The following is a 19,838-nucleotide window of genomic DNA, read 5'->3' as shown; positions in this document are numbered from 1 at the left end:
TACTCTCCACCTTCGACGTGTGCGAGAACCTTTTTACCCACTGGCATGTTACACCACACCATGGAAGATACGTCATCTGGCGTCGAGGACCCGCCGATCAACGACGACGGTCTCACTGAGGCCGAGGAGTTTGACAGTCTCGCCGGGATTATCGCCGACGGCGTCGTCGGGGCCGCTGGTGGACTAGTCGGGACAGCGATGATGACGGTCGTCTTCCTCATCGCCCAGTCACTGGGCGCGTTCAACCTCGACGACTTTGCCATCCTCACCGAACTCGTGGGTTTGACCGGCTACGTGCCGGAAGTCCTGTTCGGGTTCTTCATTTTCCTCGGCGGCGGCATGTTCCCGTGGCCGCTGCTGTTTGCCTCGCTGAAGGCGTACCTCCCGGGCCAGTCCGACCACGTCAGCGGCGCGTTCTTCGGCGGGGCCATGTGGACTGGGTTTGTCCTCGCCTTCTACACCGGCCAGTCCGGACTCACGCTGGTGCTGTATGCGGTGCTGACGCTGGTCGCGCACGTGGTCTACGGTATCGGCCTCGGCGCGGTGTTCAACTACTTCTCGACCCGCCCGGACTCCATCGTCTGAGTCGCCTCGCTGCTGTGTTCCAGCGAGAGAACGGCGTCGCGACTCCCGCCGTATCGGGCCCGATCACGACGTGATGGTAGTCGGTCAAAAGTCGCTGGACGACGCGAGTAGCGCGCTGGCTACCGGCGAGAACGTAGCGAGCATACGCCGGAATGTGACTCCCGAACTCAGGCTTCCGCTTCTGCGTCGGCGTCCGCCTCTGTATCCGCCCCGTCGTCGCCCTCGAACTCTTCGAGCGTGCTGCGAAGCTGTGGAATCGTCGCTGTGAGGTCGCCGACCTGCTCGCGAGCGTCGTCGACGTCGTCGATGAGGTCTGCGATAGTCTCAATCTCCTCCGCAAAGTCATCGGCGTCCTCGAAGGCGTCTGCGCGTTCGCCCATCGTGTACCACTTCTTCGCGTCGCGGAGATGGTCCTCGGCATCGCCCACGTCGAGTGCCGTTTTGAGCGAGTTCAGCACACCGAGCGTGTTGTCGGCCTCCACGTCCCAGACAGAATCGGCCTCTGGGAGCGCGTCCCGGGCCTTCGCCAGTGACTCCTCAACATCCGTGCGCATTTCATTGGCCGCCTCGCCGAACAGTTCGTCGTCGTCCAGACTTGACTGACTCATACAGAACGATTGGTGTGGTGATGGGTTAAAAGCCCGCCTGAAAGTGAAAGTGAAACCGCAAGACGTGGCCGTCTGGTCAGTCCTGAAACCGAAAAGGCATTGTGGCTACTCGGCCCGGATGTCCGAGCGCACCTCGGGCATCGGGTCCATGTCGGCGTCGATGTCACCCAGCACAAGCATCGCGTAGTACCGGAGGAACGTCGTCAGCGGGACCTGAATGAGCGCACTGAGGACGATGAAAACCAGCCCGCCCAGCAGGCCAATACCGCCGGCCAAAACGACTCCGATAGTTCCCTGAACGGCGAGATACAGCCCGAACGCGACGAGTCCGACAGGAATCGCGACGACGATGAGTGCGATAATACCGAGAATCGCGCTGACGATACCGACACCGATCTGAAGGACGATGGAGAAAAACAGGTAAGCGAGGTACTGCTTCGGGTGGCTCTTTATTGACCCCCAGAGCCGCGACCACCCGGAGAGAACGCCGTCGTTGTCTGCCGTCATCAGCGGAACGACAAACACCGTGGTGAATCCGAAGACGATACCGTAGGTTATGGCCAGTACTGCGAACACGGCGATGAACAGTCCCGACAGCGCGAGGACGCTCGACGCCCCGACGTTTGCGGCATCACCACCGAGCACCAGGAAGAACCCGGCCGCACCGATCACGAGGGCGATGCCGAGCCAGATAATCCCGAGGACCAGCCGAAACAGGAGCAGCCGTATGCCGTCCCCGACGTGTTCGCTGAAATGCTGGCGGACGTGTATCTCGCGGTCGATAAGCGCCTGCGTCAACACGAACTCCATGAAGTTACTCAGGATACCGTATGCGAGCCCCAGCAGGATGAACAGGCCGATAATGGCGAACACGAGAAGTCCGGCCCCGGCGAGTAGCTCGTCCGGCGCGCCGGACGGGACGCCGGGTTCGGAGACCTGTCTCGTGAGGTCCCCCGGCAGGGACAGCACAGCTTCAAGCGGCGCGGTCAGCTGAAACCCGCCTCCTGGGCCGCTGGGGCCGCTTGGCCCGCCGTTCCCACCGAAATCACCGAAGTTGCTGAACGACTGGACGTTGTTCAGCCCGACACCGCCGCCACCGATGAAGAACACGACGAACGCCATTCGGAGCCACGTCCATTTCTCGAACGGGAACAGAAACGACTTCGTCGCGTCGATTGCGTCGTCGATATCGTCGACTGCGTGGAGGGCCATATCGGAAGTCTCACACTCCCCTCTGGTAAAATTTTCGGGGCTGTGTCAGGCATTCTGGCCGCTCGCTGGCTATTTTACTCTTGCACTGCGTCGACCTGCATCAGCGGGTACCCGTCCTCCATCGCCATGCTGGTCTCGACTGTGACCCCCTCGTATTCGATGCGCATCTCGACGTCGATGAACCGCCCGGTGAGTTCCGTGTAGTCCGCACCCCCCTCGGCGATAGCGTCTTCGAGTGCCCCCGTGCGAACGCTGACGGTAACTGTCTCACAGAACGGCTGGTTCTCGATGGCCTCTTCCATTGCCGCTGCGAGCGAGTCGGCGCTATCCGGGCTGATTGGTGTCCCTGCGAACTGGTGATACAACGACCCGAACTTGACGCCCGCTTCGAAACACGCCTCTTGCGGAGCTGTGGGTTCCATACAATCGGTCCGGCTGGGCGACACAAAAGCGAACCGCAAGCTACCTATTGCGTGCGACGTATCGTCTCATACGAATGGACGACCCGGTTCTGCTCACCGGCGCTGGCGGCGCTGTCGGGGCGGCCATCCTCGAGGGACTCGAGGACGCCTACGAGTGGAAACTCATGTTCCACAGCCCACCCGCCGAGGAGCCCGACCACGAGTACCTCGTCGGGGACGTGTCCAGCGAGGGCGACGTGGCCGCGGCGATGGACGGCGTCGGCGCTGTCATCCATCTGGCCGGCGACCCCCGGCCAGAAGCCCCCTGGGACTCCGTCCTCGAAAACAACATCGACGGCACCCAGAAGATGTACGAGGCCGCTGTCGATGAAGGCGTCGAGAAGTTCGTCTTCGCATCCTCGAACCACGCCGTCGGCTCCTTCGAAACGGATGAGCGCACGCCAGAGATGTATCGCCCGGACGACCAGTACCGCCTCGACGGGACGGAACTCCCCCGCCCCGGAAACCTCTACGGCGTCTCGAAAGCCACCGGCGAGGTGCTGGGCCGCTACTACCACGACCAGTACGGCCTCTCCGTCTGCAACATCCGCATCGGTAACCTCACGCGCGGCCACCCGCCCATCGACTACGAGCGTGGCCAGGCAATGTGGCTTTCCTACCGGGATTGTGCCCACATCCACGACTGCGCGCTTCAGGCTGACTACGAGTACGAGATCGTCTACGGCATCTCCGACAACGACCGGAAGTACTACTCCATCGAGCGCGCCAAGGAAGCCCTCGGATACGACCCGCAGGACAACTCCGCGCACTTCGACGGCGAGGAACGCGTCGCCGAACCGGAGCCGTAGGCATCTCCTACCGCCCCGGTCGCACGCTATCCCGAGCCGTCGAACAGCCCACGCACGTCGTCGTCTTTCTGCTGTTCTAGTTCGACGTGGTCCCGGAGCCGCTGGTAGACGACGGGCCGCTGGTCGCGCTCGCGCACGAACGAGAACAGCATTCCGGTAAACTGCGAGCCGCCGTCGCTGTCGAGTTCGCTCCGCGCACGGTCGACAGCGGCGTCGATGACCGCCTCATCGTACCGGCCCGCTTCCGCAAGCACCTCGGCGGCGATGGCCGTCGCGCCGAAATCCAGCGCGTCGTAGCCAATCGCTTCGCCGTCGTGTGTCAATGTCGGCGGGTCCGCCGCCGCGTGGTGGGGGCCAGCCGCCGCCTCGTCGAGGAAGGTCCGCACGTCCGCCAGCGCTACACCGCGGTACGGGTCGGGCAGGCCGTTGAGGTACTCCGCCGCGCTCTCGGCCAGCCCGCGCGCGCCTGACCAGTTCTCCTCGCTGGCGTGGTGGACGACCGCGGTGAACTGGATGAGACCGTGCAGGAAGCGTTCATCGTCGCCCGAACCGAGGTCCAGCCAGTACTCCTCCCACGCATCGTGTGCGGCGTGGTAGCGCCCTTCGTTGTACACTGCAATGCCGGCACGGAGATGGTCGCGCACAGGGGTGTGTTCGCCTCGTGGCCGGAAAACCACATCGGCGTTTCGACCAGAGCGGGACGCTGTGGCTTCGGGTTCTGGTGTCGGCAGAAACGGCCCGCAGCACTGACCGCTCGCTACGCCCGCGGTGTTGTACTGTAGAGAAACGTCCGGACGGAGTTCCACGCGAGCACCGCGAGCGTGGAGCACGTCCGGTCGTGAACGCAGTGAACGTCCGGACGGAGATTTGAACTCGCCGAGAAATGCTCGCTTCGCTGCGCGTTCCTCGTCTGCTCAGATCTCCGCGTAGAGTTTCGCCGACACCTGTGACTGCTGTCGCTCGCCGTTGGATGTCGGCAAAAACGTCCGGACGGAGATTTGAACTCCGGTCCCTGGCTCCGCAAGCCAAGAGGATAGTCCACTACCCTATCCGGACTCATATCCAGAGAGGGTGGTGCACCTAAAAAGGGTGACGATTCGTGTGCCGTCACGCGACGTGTCGACACACGTCGCTACAACGCTGGTTTGAGCGACCGGGAAGACCTTTCATTCGGGATACATTATGGCAGGTATGAAACGGCGCACCCTCCTGCGATACGGCGGGCTCAACTGCTCGATAGCGCTTGCCGGCTGCTCTGGCGATGCTCCCGGAAGCGGGGAAACACTCACAGAGAGTCCGAGTGATCCTCCGAGTGTGAACGAAACGACATTCAGCGTTACTAGCCGACAGTCTGGGTCACAGGTGAGTTCGGCAACAGTGACTTTCGACGGGGACCGGGTCGTCGTCGAAGGCACTATCTGGGGCGCTGACGGGTGCAAAACGGCCGACCTGACAGATGCTACGTATGATTCCGGCTCGAATGAACTGAGTATCGGCGTTGGACCGACAGAGATGACAGACGCTGGCGATATGTGTACCCAAGCTATTATGGAAATTGACTACCGGGCTACGGTGACGTTTGCGAACGGCCTCCCCGGCACAGTGGTCGTTTCTCACGACACTGGCGACGGCCAGAGTACTGTAACAACAGCAACACGCTAACGGCGACTCGTGTTGCTGTCACTGCGGTGGCAGCTGCTGTCGAGTCAGCCGACAAGGGTTTATATCCTATCCCATGACCACCATCGAACAATGGACGGACGACCACCGAAATCGACCGACAGCGGCCGCTCGCTCGCCCAACGACAACGCTTAAGCGCGCCCCAGCCCAGCGTCCCATAGATAGATGGGTGCGGTTTAGTACTTTGCATGTCCATCAATTCTTATTCACCCTCTGTTCGAGTACAACTATTGAATCAGTTATTTTCCCGCTTTTTGTTCTCTGGTAGGTCTCGATACATTTCCTGTATAATTCGGTCATCAGAGATTGTCGTCCGAACAATGACATTGATTAGCTCAAACATACGCAATGCTTTTTCTTGATTGTCTTGCGCATAAATCCGCCCTGCGTGAGTGTATTCGTTTCCATTGACACGGATAGCATCAAACGCTTTCCGAATACGGTCGTCTATTATTTCTTCATCAGCGAGAGTCTCAATATCACTGTATAGGTGGCCTGATGCATCATCTAATAGTTCATCAATTAGTGATTCTATCGAACGTCTGAGTAGTGCTGCTGCCGCCTTTGATGAATGGTTTACAACTTGGCGAGCCTCTTCATAGTCCTCCTTCACATCATCAGGCATATTCTCAGCAGGTGGTGGAGCAATTGATGCTAAAGGCACAGCAAGTTCATCACCTATCCAGAGGTGGTAATCTCTACAGTGTGTGCATTTCGTTGCAGTCCCATTCAAAATTCGATTAGTCGAGTTTGAACATCTTAGTGCAAAGTGGTTTTGTTCCGAATAAACACCACATCGAGGACAATGGTATGATGACTTGTCTTTATTCGGTGAAATGTAATTCGAACTATTAGACATCTTGACCGAAAAAGAACATCGATACACAAAATATTGACTCCTCATGAATGTGTGGCAAGTTTCTTTATGTTGATATATTGACGGTGTCAACGTTCACGGTGTATCTACTGCGTTGGTACGACCAATATAGGGGTGGAAGAATCGGTGAATCTTCGCCGATAACCATACCCAATATGATATGAATAGTTAATTCAATATTTGAGTATATGTAATCTGGAGAAAACGGGTCGATTGTAGTACTACACTCACGTCTAAACCTTTGTGTTTGGGCGGATGGTACTACGGACCGTTTATTCTCCCACCATCGACGGGCTGGCCGTGGCACTACTGATGCGTATCCAAGACGGCGTCACGGGTGGATACACTGAGTGTGGTGCAACGGGAGAGTATGGTGGGTTCGGTCGGTCGCTACGTCTCACAGTACGACGCTAAACCGCTGCGTCGTACTGAATCGAGTAGCAACACGACACGAACCACTGACAGCATTGGGATGCTGTGTGTATAGATGAATTGGGACAACAGCCGCAGTGAGAACACGAATGGTGGATACTAAAGTAGGGTACTCAATGAGACTGTTATTCAGTATTGTTATTTCTCGTGGAGCTTTGTACAGTAGACGATGTGTGACGGGCGTGTGCGAAAATTATTGTTATTCTGACGGAGTGGCATGTGAGCAACGCCGTTCAATCATAGGTTCCAAAGGCGTATTTTCCACACCACGGGAGGGCCACCCAATCTCTCTATTTACACCAAACCATCAGAGCAGTAAGTGCCTGCAATGGTGCCTGTCAACCTGAAAGCATGGGGTCAGACGGTGAGAATACCCCGTCGAAAGTCTATGAATGGGAAACGTCGATACCCCCATTCTCTGATTTAAAATTTTCATGAGATTTTGGGATAATGTATCTTCCGACAGTATTATTAGTTAGTAGTACAACTTACGAATATAATGGCGGCAACACAACAAACGCTGGCTGGTGGACCTACTGTTGACGGACAAGATGATAGCACCATCCTGTTCGAGCAGACCGTTGATGTACTCGGTTGCCCAGTCGATGGATGCAACTTTAGCGGTCCATCCATTCACTCACTCTATTCGCACTGTAACGGCGTTCATCATGGAGCAGACGGCAGTGAGGGCACTAAGCAGAAGATGTTGGTTCAATACTTCTCCCAATTTTCGAAAGCCGATAGGGAACAGTCTGTTGCCCTCACAGCCGAGTATTGATTCCTTCACTCCACCATCTTAACTGCCGATGAGAAAAGGTAATTCAAACAACCAATCCCACCTGCTGTTAACACTACTTTCTACCACTTCTTTCTAACACTGTTCTCCGAACACAGTGGGGGAAAACCACGGATGCTGTACTTTCTAAAACAGACAGCCGCAGTCGTTGTTTGAGGCTGTCTGTTTTAGAAATACAGCGGAGTGGTTTTCCCAACATCCACTCTATGCTAACACTTTGTTAACAATACAGTCGGATTCTTTGCGCACGCGAGGCAAAATGAGTTGACAATCATTCACACACGGCGTTGAATCAACAGAAGTTGAACCTTAATTCAAATAACTCATATATGTCCACTGAAGGAGTTTGAAGGGTAACACGTCCCACTACACTCGATATATCACAAATACTCACACAACGGCTGTGAGAACGCTTAGAATAGACATGAGTATATTACCTCTTTGTGGACATCGAAGGGGGGCCTAATTTCGTGGAATCACCTCGATGGTTACACGCCCCTTTCCACTGACATCAACAACGTATGAAACCTCTGCGTCAATGTCGTTTGAAGATGAATCTACAACCCACCCATCTTCGGTGTACTTAGCACTAAATTCCGAATCAGTTATTGGTCAACCGTTACGGAAATCGTTTCACTGTACCCTCTCTTGGAAGACATGTTACGGAACGTTGCCCCCAACTGGGCAGTCGTACCAAGCTCGTAAGATGGCTTGTTCTCATCTACATCATCAGTGGGAGCAAGACGAACACCATCAACTGAATAAATGTCTTCAACGAGTGAGACAGACGTTTTCCGTGAAAAGAACTGGGGCGGAAATTCCCCGTTGTAGGCATCACACTGTTCGGTGACACTCCGTAGTTCGATTGTGTCACCATCATTCAGTCCTGCAACAGGAACAGAGGGAAAATCAACGTCATTGGAAAAAACCGACTTCTGAGCACTGTTGTACCCACCACGGAGCGGCTTGATGGAACGCTCACCATCATCTACAGTGAACACAATATCTTCCTGAATGTTGCTCTCAACATGCCGAGAGTACGATGGATGGGATTGTTCCATCAGTGCGACGGCGTCAACACGGTCGTGCTCAGACGGCTTGAATGGAACACAAGTATCTGCGGTATCGAAAAACAACGGTGTCCCTGCCCTCACCCGATAATCTCCTGACGTAGTCTCTCTCAGTTCACCACCCGTTTGAGCATCACTGTAATGAGGCATCAGTTGTCCCCCTCGTTGATTTCAGCCGCCATTTTCGAGAGAATCACGTTGTAGGCTACCTTGCTGGCATCAAGTCCAAGCAACTCAAGCCCTGCACGGTCAATTTCTTTCTTCGTCGTTTTGCTGACAGAAATGGTCGTGTAATCAGTCATAGTATATCGAAAGCGTGGAGCAACAATCTGGATTCAACCACCGACTCAATCATCATCAACCGTCCTGTTTGCCGCATCCACGGCGGGAGTCTTTGCTCCCAATCCACCTTTATTCTCAATGAACTTAAATGCATTAATATAGATATTAGTATAATAGTAAATCAAAACTAAATTATCTTCGTACTGCTGTGATTCCACTTTTCTCAGAGTCCATGAGCGGCTACACAGACGGTTTGAGTGTGAAGATGAACAAATACCACTCAAAAATTATTCAAACCACTCACGCGTCTAATGAGTATCGTCTATATACAATATTAACTCGATAATGTGTGGAAATTGTAGGATTAATTAGTCCCACCAATTTCTCCTGATGTAGAGGGTTTAAATATGTGATATACTTCTTTTCTAACGCCGTTGGTCAAAGTGTATGACACAACGACCCGATACGGGTCGATTCCTTATGACCAAAGGACATAACACATTGACCGATGGCACACTGACAGATAAGGAACTACGGCACATCATTGACCAAGGTTATCCTTGCTCATGGATTGCCAAAATAGTCCTTGAACGTCGTGACAGTGGGCTGTCGTCCACAGACTCGGTTAACCAACCGATGTCTGCGGATTAACGACGATGCCCCTTTGAGATACGTTGGATACAGTTCTAACAGTTTATCTCAGATACCTGAATATCGGATTTATGCATCCCAAATTAGTGTTTGTAGTGTCCACCACCCGTTGAAGCACCCATGAATGAGGCCATTTTTACAAGTGGATTTATTGTGTATACAACAGGCGGTTGAGGGATTGATACTGATAAGGTTACAATCAACCACAACAGACCGTTGTCGATGTGGCACCACTGGAATTCACCTTCTTGGCCTTCATTATTGAATAATTTGTGGGCGTATGGCAAAGTAGAATTCATTAGTAATTTGTCTTCATTAACAATTAGAAGCAAATCCCAAGAATTCGGGTATTCATACAACAATTCTTTCTGTGTCTGTTGATTAATCTCATTCTTATCATATATCAAACAATGTAGCTGATGTGGCACCATCATATTCGTTCCAGATATATTATCAGGGAATCTATCAGATGGGTTCCCTCTAATTTTCCGTAAAATGTCCAACTTTGAAAGGTCTCCTTCTAATTTGTCCTTCGTCAATTTCGATTTCACTTCACAAATAAAAGCAACACCGTCATACGGTACCCAGTACATGTTATCTTCACTGAAGACTATATTCGGAACTGCTGTCCGAAACGATGACACAACATCAAACTCGTTCTGTCTGTAATCAAATTCGTTGAAGCAACGAAGTTCTGAATCAACAACTGAGCAGCCTATCCGTATGTCGAAAGCAGAAGTGAAATATGACTCAAGAAATCCTTTCAATGTGTTTTCGAACGCATCACCCTTGCGTGATGGGTTATGCTTCCTTTTACTAATCCTCTCCCAGTTGTGCTGTAATTCTTCAGAAAAATCGCCCAACAAATCTAACATACGCTCAATACCTTCGTCGCCTACTGTCTCCCTGTACTGTTGAATTTCAGGAAAGAGTTGTTCAATGTTCTCTTCGGTGAGTTCCGTAACGTCGTCTGTCATATCTCTGAGTGCAGACTCACTCCCGTATGTTTATATCAGTTTGTCATTATTTACAACTCATCAAGGAGTGCATTCATAAGCTCGGGATTCTGTTTAATCTCGTCTTTCAGGTGCTCAATGGCTTGCTGACCAAGCTCATCGTCTGTTGCATTTGCTTCACCCTTCGATTCATGAAGGTCTTGGTCCATCTGTTGCTTCGCACTCTTGGCGTCGGGTGTGAACATCGTCCCACATCGAGAGCAGGCCTTTGCTCTATCAGGCAGCGGCTCGTCACATGTAGGGCAGAAGTCGGGTGACAAAGGACTCTCTTCATCAGGTTCACGGATTCCCGTTGCTTCCTGTGCAGCACGAACATGGTCATCATCCTTCAGGTGTGAATACACTTCCTCCATGACTCGGGATTCCAGTCTGTGTCCAATGAGTCCCTTGATGGTTGAATCATCCATACCATAGTTCCGCTTTGCAATAGTGACAAACGAATGTCTGAAATTATGCGGATTTGACGGTTTGTCGATTCCTGCATCATCTACAATCCTATCGAGTAATCGTCGTATTGACTTCTGTGTCAACGGGCTACTTCCATCAGCATCAGCACGATAGTCGGGACGTTGGGTAATGATGTATGCGTCTGGTTCAGGGTTTGGGTGATAGTCCAACCATTCACGGACACTTGCTTCTGCACCAAGGAGCGGTCGTTTCCCACCAGCCCCTTTCAGTCCACCAGCATCATTATTCAGATAGAATGTCCCATCGTCCAAATCAATGTCTTTGACACGGAGTGTTTGGACAGCACGTAGTCGTTGCCCAGTGTAGACAAGGAGGTCGAATAAACAACGGTCCCTTGGGTGGTTGATACACTCTCTCATTGCATCAATCTCCTCACCCGTGTAGACATCTCGTTCATCGACGTTGTTCTTTTCAGGTGCAATCACGGACAGTTGTTCTGGGTCAACGCCCAACTCGTCGTGAAATTCATAGAATCGACGTACTGTAGACTGCCTTGCGGTCACAGTGTTTGGTGACAATCCACTGTCCTTTACATCAGGGTGGTTTCCACTCAGAATATCGTCCCATAACTGGTTGATGTCATCTTCTGTTGCTTCCGTCAAGTCCACTTCAAGTCGTTCTGCCACCAACCGTAGTCGGTTACACCATGCTTTGAGAGTGGTTCCTTCGTTGTGCGATTTTCCTTTAGGAGGTGGGGTAGATGGTCTGTTCTCATCATATGCGTTGACTATTTCAGCAATGACGCCAAACTCATCTTCACTAATGCGTCCCTCATCACGAGCAGTTTTGAGACTCTCCCTTGCCTGTCGCAACAGGTTCTTGGGAGAATCACGGTCGGGTAGGTCAGACATTGGTTCGTGTATTAGTCGGTCGTGTTTTGAATTGACCGACATGGAGATGTAACAATGGGTGCGATAGAGGACATTTACGAGGACTTAGAGACGGACGTCCCCGAGGAGGAGTTCCGCGAGGCCGTCGAGGAGAAGGTCGAGCAGATGGGCGGGCTCGCCGACGAGGAGACGGCCGCGATGCTGTTGGCCCACGAGCTTAACGAGAACGAGGTCAACGCCATCGCCGATATCGAACCCGGAATGGACGAGGTCAAATTCCTCGCCAAGGTGATGGCTATCGGCGACCTGAAGACCTTCGAACGCGACGACGAGGACGAAGACGGCCGGGTCATCAACGTTGAGGCCGCCGACGAGAGCGGCAGCGTCAGGCTCGCCTTCTGGGACGGCCAGGCCGTCGATATCGACGAGGGAAAGCTGGAGGTCGGCGACGTACTCCGGGTGAAGGGTCGGCCGAAGGACGGCTACAACGGGCTGGAGGTGTCCGTCGACAAGGCAGAGCCGGACGAGGACGCCACAATCGACGTGGAACCGGGCGCTGGCTCGTCTATCGACGCGCTGACCATGGGGCAGTCCGACGTGACGCTGCGCGGGCTTGTGCTCGATACCGACACGATACGGACCTTTGACCGCGACGACGGCAGCGAGGGCCGCGTCTCGAACCTCACTCTCGGTGACGAGACGGGGCGCATCCGAGTGACGCTGTGGGACGATCGCGCTGACCGTGCCGAGGAACTCGATGCTGGCGCGGCTGTCGAAGTCGTCGACGGCTACGTCCGGGAGCGGGACGGCTCACTCGAACTCCACGTCGGCGACCAGGGGGCCGTCGACGAAGTGGACGACGACGTGACCTTCGAGCCCGACGCCGACCCGATAGCGGAGGTCGAACTTGAGGAGACGGTTGACATCGCTGGCGTCGTCCGCTCGGCCGACCCCAAGCGGACGTTCGACCGCGACGACGGCAGCGAGGGGCAGGTCCGGAACGTCCGCATTCAGGATGCGACAGGTGACATCCGCGTGGCGCTGTGGGGCGACAAGGCGGACAAGGACATCGCGCCGGGCGACGAGGTTCTCGCAGCCGATGTCGAGATTCAGGACGGCTGGCAGGACGACAAGGAAGCGTCGGCGAGCTGGAACTCGACGATTGTCGTGCTCGACGACGGTGCGGACTTGGCGACGGGTGGCGCAGGCGGGGGAGCCAGCGTCGAAACGACCGACGCCGAACACGCCGGTCTGTCAACTTTCGGCGAGGAAGCGGACGATGCTGACGCCAGCAGCAGTGACGAGGCGGCCGCTGTCAGCGCCGACTCCGGCGACACGTCGCCGGACGGCGGCGCACAGAGCGCTGGCCAGCAGGTGGAGTTCACCGGCACCGTCGTCCAGACCGGCGACCCGGTCGTGCTCGACGACGGCGAGCAGACGATGAGCGTCGAAACCGGCGAGCGCGTGCAGTTAGGGCAGGAGATAACCGTCCGTGGCGAACTCCGCGATGGCCGCCTCCACGCTGAGGACGTGTTCTGAGTCGGCGAGCGACGCTACGGAAACTCTTAAGACCGCAACACTCCCGGGTTTGGGTATGAGTGTCGAGCTACCGTTCGCACCGGTGGACGCGGTCATTCGGCGGAACGCGGACGGGCTCCGGGTGAGTGCCGACGCTGCGGAGGAACTGGCTCGTCGAATACAGGAGCACGGCGCCTCGTTGGCCGTCACGGCAGCCACGGAGGCCACCACGGACGGTCGAAAGACGCTGATGCCGTCCGACTTCGGTATCGAACAGGTTCCGGAGAAGGACGGTCTCGAACTCCCTGTCGCGCCGGTCGACCGCATCGCTCGGCTCGACATTGCTGACGACTACCGCGTCGCCATGGACGCTCGCGTCGCGCTCGCATCCATCCTCGAAACGTACGCCGACGAAACGGCTGCCGCGGCCGCCACGTTGGCTCGTCACGCTGATCGCCGGACGATCAAGGCAGCTGACGTCGAAACGTACTTCGAACTCGAACAGTACTACTGAATGAACTTCGGTTACCGCGAGGTCTGTCTGGACCACGACACCGGCCCGCGACATCCGGAGAGTCCCGACAGACTTCGAGCGATACGGCGCGCGCTCAAGGAGAATCACGGTGTCGAGTACGTCGCCGCCGATGACGCCGACATCGACCTCGTACGGACGGTCCACGACAGTGATTACATCGCGGAGTTCCGCGAGTTCTGTGACGACGGCGGCGGGAACTGGGACGCCGACACCGTCGCGGTTGAGGAGACGTGGGACGCCGCGCTTGCCTCGGCCGGCCTCGCCGTCTGGGCGGCGGAAGCTGCGCTCGACGGTAACTCCGGTCGTAACACGCCGTTCTCCCTCGGCCGACCGCCTGGCCATCACGCTGTCGGCGACGACGCCATGGGCTTTTGTTTCATCAACAACGCGGCCGTCGCTGCACAGGCCGCCCTCGAAGCCAGCGCCGACCGCGTCGCTATCTTCGACTGGGATGTCCACCACGGGAACGGCACACAGGACATCTTCTACGACCGTTCTGACGTGTTCTACGCCTCGATACACGAGGATGGGCTCTACCCCGGAACCGGCGACATCTCGGAGACCGGCACAGGCGACGCTGACGGCACGAACCTCAACGTAAAGTACAAGCCCGGTGCTGACACCGCCGACTACCTCGCCGCTATCGACGAGTGCATCGCGCCGGCAATCGAGGACTACGACCCCGATCTGTTGCTCATTAGCGCCGGCTTCGACGCACACGAACACGACCCCATCTCACGGATGCGTGTCTCTACGGAGGGGTACGGCGCGATGACCGACCGGATGCGCTCACTCACAGACGCCTGTGACGCCGCGCTGGGAATCATCCTTGAGGGCGGCTACGGCCTTGATACGCTCTCGGACTCGGTCACGACCGTTCACGAGGTCTTTGATGGCTACCAGCCGATGGAACCGGACGACGATGTCAGCGACGACGCCCGCGATGTTCTCGATGACCTCGCCGATCAGGGCTTCGGTGCGAAGTAGGTCGACAAATCGACGCCAAAGCCGTCGGCAAGCGTTGCGATGTCTGAGCCGACCAGTACGTCGTACCCATTCTCAAGTGCTGACTCGATCCGCGGCCCCAGCCCAACGTCGTAGACTGCATCGCTCGACAGGAACCCAGTAGCTGTAGTGAACGCCCGGGGTCGCTCGACGACGTAGCGGCTGCCGTCGATGAAGGGCCCGGCGACCTCGTCGTCGCCGTCGTACTTCTCGAAGAACCCGCTCGCGTGCTCGCGGACGTGCACCGGCGGCCCCTCGTGGCGCTCGACAGCCGGCCGCTGGGCGACGGCGAATTCGAGCAGCAAGACGGCGTCCCGTTCCCGGCGCTCGCCGTCCGGCGCTCCCTCCTCACCGCTGTCGCCCTCGACGAACGCGGCTGACCGCAGGACCTCGAACCCGCGTCGGTCGAGTTCGCTGCAGAGCCCGTCGAGAGACTTCCGGAGCTGTGGCCAGAGTTGGTCGTCGACGACATCTGGGGCCGCGAAGCGAAGTGCGACTGGCGTCGTCGCCCGCTGTGACACCACGGCCTTGATGTCTGCTGCTGTGAACGGGTCCGGCTCGGTCTCGGTGAACAGCGACGCCCGCGGCTCGGCGAGGAGGTCCCGGGCGTAGTGCTGGAGTGTGGCAACGTTCGCGGCCGACAGCACCGCCGCGACGTTGCGGTCCGGGTCCGTCGGGTCGATGACCACCAGCGGGTCGTCGAACGCCTCGGTCCCGTGGCTCTCGGGGTCGAGCCGAACCGGCGGGTGCCAGTCCGCGACTGCCTCGACGAACCCTCGGAAGCCGCCGAACTCGAGCACCAGCAGCTCCGTCAGGTAGCCCGAGAACCCGCGCGTCCGGAGGTCGCTCCCGTAGACCCCGATGCCTTTCAGGAACTGCTTTGCCACCCGCACCTCGCCCGCGCTGTCGTCGTCCAGACGCTCTTGCAGATATCTGGTGTGAAACGGCGTCCGGTCCACCGCGGACTGGATTTCGGTGGCGTCCGCGACCGCATAACAGGGCACCAGGTCGATCGCGTATCCCTCGCGTTCGCCGACGACGTAGGGGTGTTCGGCGTACTCCTCGCGGCCCTCGGGTAGCACCGCGTGCCCGACCGTCAGTCCGTACTCCTCTAGCTGCTCGCGGTCGAGCGACGCCGGGAAGCAGACGAATACGTCTACGTCCCGGTCGCCGGCGGTCCACGTTCCGCGGGCCGTCGACCCGACCTGAATGACTTCGGCATCGACCGGCAAGTCGGCGACCGCCGCCTCGGCGTCGGCTATCACCGCGTCGGCGACCCGCTGTAACTGCGCTCGTTCGTCGTCGGTCGGCGAGACCCGCGCTCGCACGTCCTCGACGACGGCGTCGAACTCCTCGCTCATACCGCCGATTACGCACAAGTGCGTGAAAGCGTGTCGATGCCGGTCGGAAACGAAAGCCCTAATTACCAACTCTGGCAATGACTGAATGCGTTCGCGCCGCCGTAGCTCAGTTGGTAGAGCACCTGGTTGTTACCCAGGTTGTCCCAGGTTCGAGCCCTGGCGGTGGCGTCGTTCTTTCACTCACTAACTGACAAGCGCCGGACGGCTGCTGCCGTCGGCTTTTCGGGTTGCTAGACGGTGAACGCCCAAGCGATGCATGACTGTCTCTGTATCGGCCTGCGTGCGTCTCCGAACCCCGCTACTCCAACCCGACAGGCTAAAGATGCGGACTCATCAACACCATTCTGAGGGGCCCTTAGCTTAGTCTGGTTAAAGCGATCGGCTCATAACCGATTGAGCGCTGGTTCAAATCCGGCAGGGCCCATCTCTGTTGTCTCGAAGTCGCGTATAAGAGAGCTCTGCTGAATCGAATGGTGCTATCGCTCCGGGACCGCTCTCGCTCGCGGTTCGCTGCTCACTCATCAACAACCACGACCTTGACCTGCTGGACGCCGCCAATCGCCCGGAGTCGGTTGGCTAACTCCGTGATTGTGTCGCCCGCGCCCTCGACGACTAGCGTTTCCATACAGGTGTCGTGGGAGAGATGGATGTGCTGCACGGAGGTGATGATGTCGGCCATCTCGTGTTGGACGGTCTGGAGTTCGTCAGCGATGCCCGAGACGTGGTGGTCGTGGACGATGACAATGGTTCCGTGGTGGTGTTGTTCATCACCGGATTCCCATTCGTAGGTCGCAAAGAAGTCACGTAGCGAGTCGCGTATCGCCTCCGACCGGCTCGCGTATTCCCACTCGTCGACGATGCCGTCGAGTCGTTCGACCATCGACGATGGAAGTGTCAGGCTGATCCGGTCGAGATCCTCACTCATGTGTGCCGATAGGGACGGGCCCGCATATGGGTATCCGGGCTTCGGTAATACTCACCCGCCGGCAGTAATACTGCCCGATGAAAAAGTATTATTACCGGGCCGGAACCAGACTTGGGTAGCATGCATATTCCTGACGGATATATCGATCTGCCGCTTGCACTGCTGTTCGGTGCGCTTGCGGTCGTCGTTCTGAGCGTCGCTGCAAAGCGCGTCAACGGTGAGATACCTGACACTCGTGCACCGTTGCTCGGCGTCGTCGCGGCGAGCATTTTCGCCGCACAGATGCTCGACTGGCCGATTCCGGGCGGTACCAGCGCCCACTTTGTCGGGGGCGCGTTCGCGGCGATTCTCCTCGGTCCGCATCTGGGCGCACTCTGTGTCGCGACTGTCGTCACGATTCAGGCGCTCGTCTTCGGCGACGGCGGCATCGTGGTGCTCGGCGCGAACGTGTTCAACATGGCTATCGTCGAGGTGTACGTCGGCTATGCCATCTATCGTCTGCTCGTCCCGTACGGTGAATTTCGCGCTGCCTTCGTCGCGGGGTGGCTGGGAATTACGGCCGGCGCGCTGACCGCCGCCCTCCAGCTTGGCCTCTCCTCGGCGTTCCAGTACCAGTTGCTGACGACACTGTCGATAATGGGCGTCGGGCATCTCGTGCTGGGGCTGATTGAGGGTGCCATCACCGCCTCGGTGTACCGGTACCTCGCTCGCGCTCGCCCTGACCTCCGGCCCAACGCCGCACCGGAGGTGAGCGCGTGATGGTACCGGACTACCCCGACTGGCTACCCCGTGCGCTCGCCGCGCTACTGGTCCTGACCCTGCTCGCGCCGGTGTTTGGGTGGGCGGCTGGCCAGGTTGGCTACGCCGAACCGCTGGAAAATGCCGCCGAGGCGACCGGCGCGACAGAACACGCCACCGCCGTCGGGACGGCGCTGTTTCCGGACTACGGCGTCCCCGGCCTCGGCGGCGCGACTGGGACGTTCGTATCGGCTGTCGTCGGGACCGCGCTGACGCTCCTCCTCGGTGCCGCTATCGGACGCGTACTCGGAACGGACGTCGACGGACGGCAATAGCGCATGTCCGGCAGGGACCTGCTCGACCGGACGGTCACAGCGATTGCGGCCAGCGCCCAGTGGTTCCTGCTTGCTGAGGACCTGCCGGATCGAGACGGGTTCCTCCAGGCCGTTACGCCGACTGTCAAGCTCGTCGGTATTGCGACGCTCGTCGCGCTTACCGTGACACAGCAGGCGCTGGCAGTCGTCAGCGCGCTCGCGCTCCTCGCCACAGCACTTGCGGCCATTTCTCGGGTACCTATCCGTACTTTTCTGGGTCGTCTGACCGGTCCACCGGTGTTCGCGTTCGTTGTCGTCGCCCCGCAAGCGTTCTTGATGCATGGCCCCTCGCTGGGGTCGCTTCCCCTCTCGGCCGCTGGCGTCGACTATGTGCTCACGTTCGCCGTCCGCGTAACTGCGTGTGTCGGCTTTCTGTCCGTGCTGCTGTTGACGACTCGCTTCGCCGACCTGCTGGCGGCGTTTCGCCGGCTTCGGGTCCCGTCGATTGTCGTTTCGCTGCTCGGAATCACGTATCGCTATCTCCTCCTCTTTTTTGCCGAACTCGAACGCATGGTTCGGGCTCGACGGAGCCGAACCATCGCCGAGCCGAGCCTCCGCCGGAACTGGCGCGATTCGGGGCACTTCGTGGGCTCGTTTCTCGTCCGGAGCCTGGAACGCGGCGAGCGGGTCCAGCGGGCCGCCCGCGCCCGCGGCGGCACTGGCCCGACGCCGGCACAGCCCCGGAAACCGCTCGGGCGGGCCGACCTCACCTTCGGTTTGATCGTTGCACTCGCTGTCGCGGTGGTGGTTGTCGCGTGACTGCTATCGAAGCCACCGACCTCTGCTACGCCTACCCTGACGGAACGCTGGCCGTCGACGGCGTCGACGCATCCATCGAGCGCGGCGAGCGTGTGGCACTGCTCGGTCCGAACGGGGCTGGCAAGTCGACGCTGCTGGAACTGCTGGGCGGTCTGGTCGACCCTGACGGCGGGCAGGTGCGGTACTTCGGGGAGACGACCGACGCCGACACTGTCCGCAGTCGCCTCAGTGTCCTCACGCAGAATCCTGCCGATTACCTGTTCAATCCGACCGTCCGGGAGGACCTCGCCTACGGGCCGGCACAGCTCGACTGCGACCGTGCGGAAGTCGACCGCCGCGTCCGGCGAGTCGCGGACCGGCTTGCCCTCGATGGCCTCCTGTCGAAGCCGCCGTTCCGACTTAGCGGGGGTGAACAGCGCCGCGCCGCTCTTGCAAGCGCGCTCACCGTCGAGCCGGACGTGCTGTTGCTCGATGAGCCGGTGAGCAACGTCGACGCCGCGAACCGGAGAACGATTCTCGACCTGCTCGACGAACTCGCGGCCGATGGCGTCACGCTCGTCGTCTCGACGCCGGACACCGAACTCGTCCCGCACGTCGCGGACCGGGTTCTGTTGCTCGACGATACCGGCGCGGTTGCCGCGAGGGGGACGACCAGACAGATCCTGACCGACACCGGGCTACTTCGGGACTGTGACCTGCGTCCGCCACAGGTCGTCAGACTGTTCGAGGGCCGAACAGAGAACGTGCCGCTGACCGTCGACGGGGCTGCCGAACGGCTGGACACGGACGGTCCGGATACCGTGGAGTGATAGTCCGGGTCCGGGGACGGACCTCTACCCGGCCGC

Annotated in this window: 18 protein-coding genes and 3 tRNA genes; 12 read left to right on the top strand and 9 right to left on the bottom strand. The window is 58.0% G+C overall.

Annotated elements, in window-relative coordinates:
- The first annotated feature begins 60 nt into the window (after positions 1 to 60).
- A complete protein-coding gene (locus tag BVU17_13455) occupies positions 61 to 585 on the top strand; it encodes a hypothetical protein (protein AUG48480.1) in 525 nt (174 codons plus the stop codon).
- Between the two features lie 167 nt (positions 586 to 752).
- Here BVU17_13455 and BVU17_13450 read toward each other — a convergent pair whose 3' ends face one another.
- From BVU17_13450 to BVU17_13440, 3 genes are all read right to left on the bottom strand, one after another.
- On the bottom strand, positions 753 to 1,193 hold the full coding sequence (locus BVU17_13450; protein AUG48479.1) for a hypothetical protein: 441 nt from the start codon (positions 1,191 to 1,193) through the stop codon (positions 753 to 755).
- A 105-nt stretch (positions 1,194 to 1,298) separates the two neighbouring features.
- Positions 1,299 to 2,405: a hypothetical protein gene (locus BVU17_13445; GenBank protein ID AUG48478.1), complete on the bottom strand. Its 1,107-nt coding sequence runs from the start codon at positions 2,403 to 2,405 to the stop codon at positions 1,299 to 1,301.
- Between the two features lie 74 nt (positions 2,406 to 2,479).
- Positions 2,480 to 2,827, bottom strand: a complete 348-nt coding sequence (locus tag BVU17_13440; protein AUG48477.1) for a hypothetical protein — start codon at positions 2,825 to 2,827, stop codon at positions 2,480 to 2,482.
- A 74-nt stretch (positions 2,828 to 2,901) separates the two neighbouring features.
- On the opposite strand from BVU17_13440, the gene BVU17_13435 reads away from it, so the two are divergent.
- Positions 2,902 to 3,675, top strand: a complete 774-nt coding sequence (locus BVU17_13435; protein ID AUG48476.1) for an NAD-dependent epimerase — start codon at positions 2,902 to 2,904, stop codon at positions 3,673 to 3,675.
- Positions 3,676 to 3,701: 26 nt separating this feature from the next.
- On the opposite strand, the gene BVU17_13430 is transcribed toward BVU17_13435, so the two are convergent.
- On the bottom strand, positions 3,702 to 4,319 hold the full coding sequence (locus tag BVU17_13430) for a hypothetical protein (protein ID AUG48475.1): 618 nt from the start codon (positions 4,317 to 4,319) through the stop codon (positions 3,702 to 3,704).
- 339 nt (positions 4,320 to 4,658) lie between these two features.
- Positions 4,659 to 4,731: transfer RNA gene (locus tag BVU17_13425), tRNA-Arg, on the bottom strand.
- A gap of 258 nt (positions 4,732 to 4,989) precedes the next feature.
- On the opposite strand from BVU17_13425, the gene BVU17_13420 reads away from it, so the two are divergent.
- Complete coding sequence (locus BVU17_13420; GenBank protein ID AUG48916.1) at positions 4,990 to 5,337, top strand: hypothetical protein; 348 nt, start codon at positions 4,990 to 4,992, stop codon at positions 5,335 to 5,337.
- Positions 5,338 to 5,591: 254 nt separating this feature from the next.
- On the opposite strand, the gene BVU17_13415 is transcribed toward BVU17_13420, so the two are convergent.
- Positions 5,592 to 6,215 carry a hypothetical protein gene (locus BVU17_13415; protein AUG48474.1) on the bottom strand — a complete coding sequence of 208 codons (624 nt, stop codon included), beginning with the start codon at positions 6,213 to 6,215 and terminating at the stop codon, positions 5,592 to 5,594.
- Between the two features lie 4,276 nt (positions 6,216 to 10,491).
- The gene (locus BVU17_13410) at positions 10,492 to 11,712 is read right to left on the bottom strand and encodes a hypothetical protein (protein AUG48915.1); all 1,221 of its coding nucleotides are present in this window, start codon (positions 11,710 to 11,712) and stop codon (positions 10,492 to 10,494) included.
- A gap of 141 nt (positions 11,713 to 11,853) precedes the next feature.
- On the opposite strand from BVU17_13410, the gene BVU17_13405 reads away from it, so the two are divergent.
- Genes BVU17_13405 through BVU17_13395 form a run of 3 tightly spaced genes read left to right on the top strand, consistent with a single transcriptional unit; the run spans position 11,854 to position 14,818 of the window.
- Entirely contained in the window at positions 11,854 to 13,317 is a 1,464-nt protein-coding gene (locus BVU17_13405; GenBank protein ID AUG48473.1) for a replication factor A, read from the top strand.
- A 55-nt stretch (positions 13,318 to 13,372) separates the two neighbouring features.
- Positions 13,373 to 13,810 (top strand): aldolase, encoded by a 438-nt coding sequence (locus tag BVU17_13400; GenBank protein AUG48472.1) that lies wholly within the window; start codon positions 13,373 to 13,375, stop codon positions 13,808 to 13,810.
- Positions 13,811 to 14,818, top strand: a complete 1,008-nt coding sequence (locus tag BVU17_13395) for a histone deacetylase (GenBank protein AUG48471.1) — start codon at positions 13,811 to 13,813, stop codon at positions 14,816 to 14,818.
- Here BVU17_13395 and BVU17_13390 read toward each other — a convergent pair.
- Positions 14,797 to 16,197, bottom strand: a complete 1,401-nt coding sequence (locus BVU17_13390; GenBank protein AUG48470.1) for a CCA tRNA nucleotidyltransferase — start codon at positions 16,195 to 16,197, stop codon at positions 14,797 to 14,799. The genes BVU17_13395 and BVU17_13390 overlap by 22 nt on opposite strands.
- Positions 16,198 to 16,292: 95 nt before the next feature.
- Here BVU17_13390 and BVU17_13385 point away from each other — a divergent pair.
- Positions 16,293 to 16,365: transfer RNA gene (locus tag BVU17_13385), tRNA-Asn, on the top strand.
- Between the two features lie 181 nt (positions 16,366 to 16,546).
- Positions 16,547 to 16,621: transfer RNA gene (locus BVU17_13380), tRNA-Met, on the top strand.
- A 90-nt stretch (positions 16,622 to 16,711) separates the two neighbouring features.
- Here BVU17_13380 and BVU17_13375 read toward each other — a convergent pair.
- Positions 16,712 to 17,122: a nickel responsive regulator gene (locus BVU17_13375; GenBank protein ID AUG48469.1), complete on the bottom strand. Its 411-nt coding sequence runs from the start codon at positions 17,120 to 17,122 to the stop codon at positions 16,712 to 16,714.
- 120 nt (positions 17,123 to 17,242) lie between these two features.
- Here BVU17_13375 and BVU17_13370 point away from each other — a divergent pair, with 120 nt between their 5' ends.
- Genes BVU17_13370 through BVU17_13355 form a run of 4 tightly spaced genes read left to right on the top strand, consistent with a single transcriptional unit; the run spans position 17,243 to position 19,802 of the window.
- Positions 17,243 to 17,881, top strand: a complete 639-nt coding sequence (locus BVU17_13370) for a metal transporter (protein AUG48468.1) — start codon at positions 17,243 to 17,245, stop codon at positions 17,879 to 17,881.
- Positions 17,881 to 18,195 (top strand): metal transporter, encoded by a 315-nt coding sequence (locus BVU17_13365; protein ID AUG48467.1) that lies wholly within the window; start codon positions 17,881 to 17,883, stop codon positions 18,193 to 18,195. The genes BVU17_13370 and BVU17_13365 overlap by 1 nt, the downstream gene beginning before the upstream one ends.
- 3 nt (positions 18,196 to 18,198) lie before the next feature.
- A complete protein-coding gene (locus tag BVU17_13360) occupies positions 18,199 to 18,993 on the top strand; it encodes a cobalt ECF transporter T component CbiQ (GenBank protein AUG48466.1) in 795 nt (264 codons plus the stop codon).
- Complete coding sequence (locus BVU17_13355; GenBank protein AUG48465.1) at positions 18,990 to 19,802, top strand: cobalt ABC transporter; 813 nt, start codon at positions 18,990 to 18,992, stop codon at positions 19,800 to 19,802. The genes BVU17_13360 and BVU17_13355 overlap by 4 nt, the downstream gene beginning before the upstream one ends.
- Positions 19,803 to 19,838: the final 36 nt, after the last annotated feature.

It is taken from the genome of Haloarcula taiwanensis (assembly GCA_002844335.1).
GTDB lineage: Archaea > Halobacteriota > Halobacteria > Halobacteriales > Haloarculaceae > Haloarcula > Haloarcula taiwanensis.
This window is presented reverse-complemented; position numbering and strand designations above follow the sequence as displayed.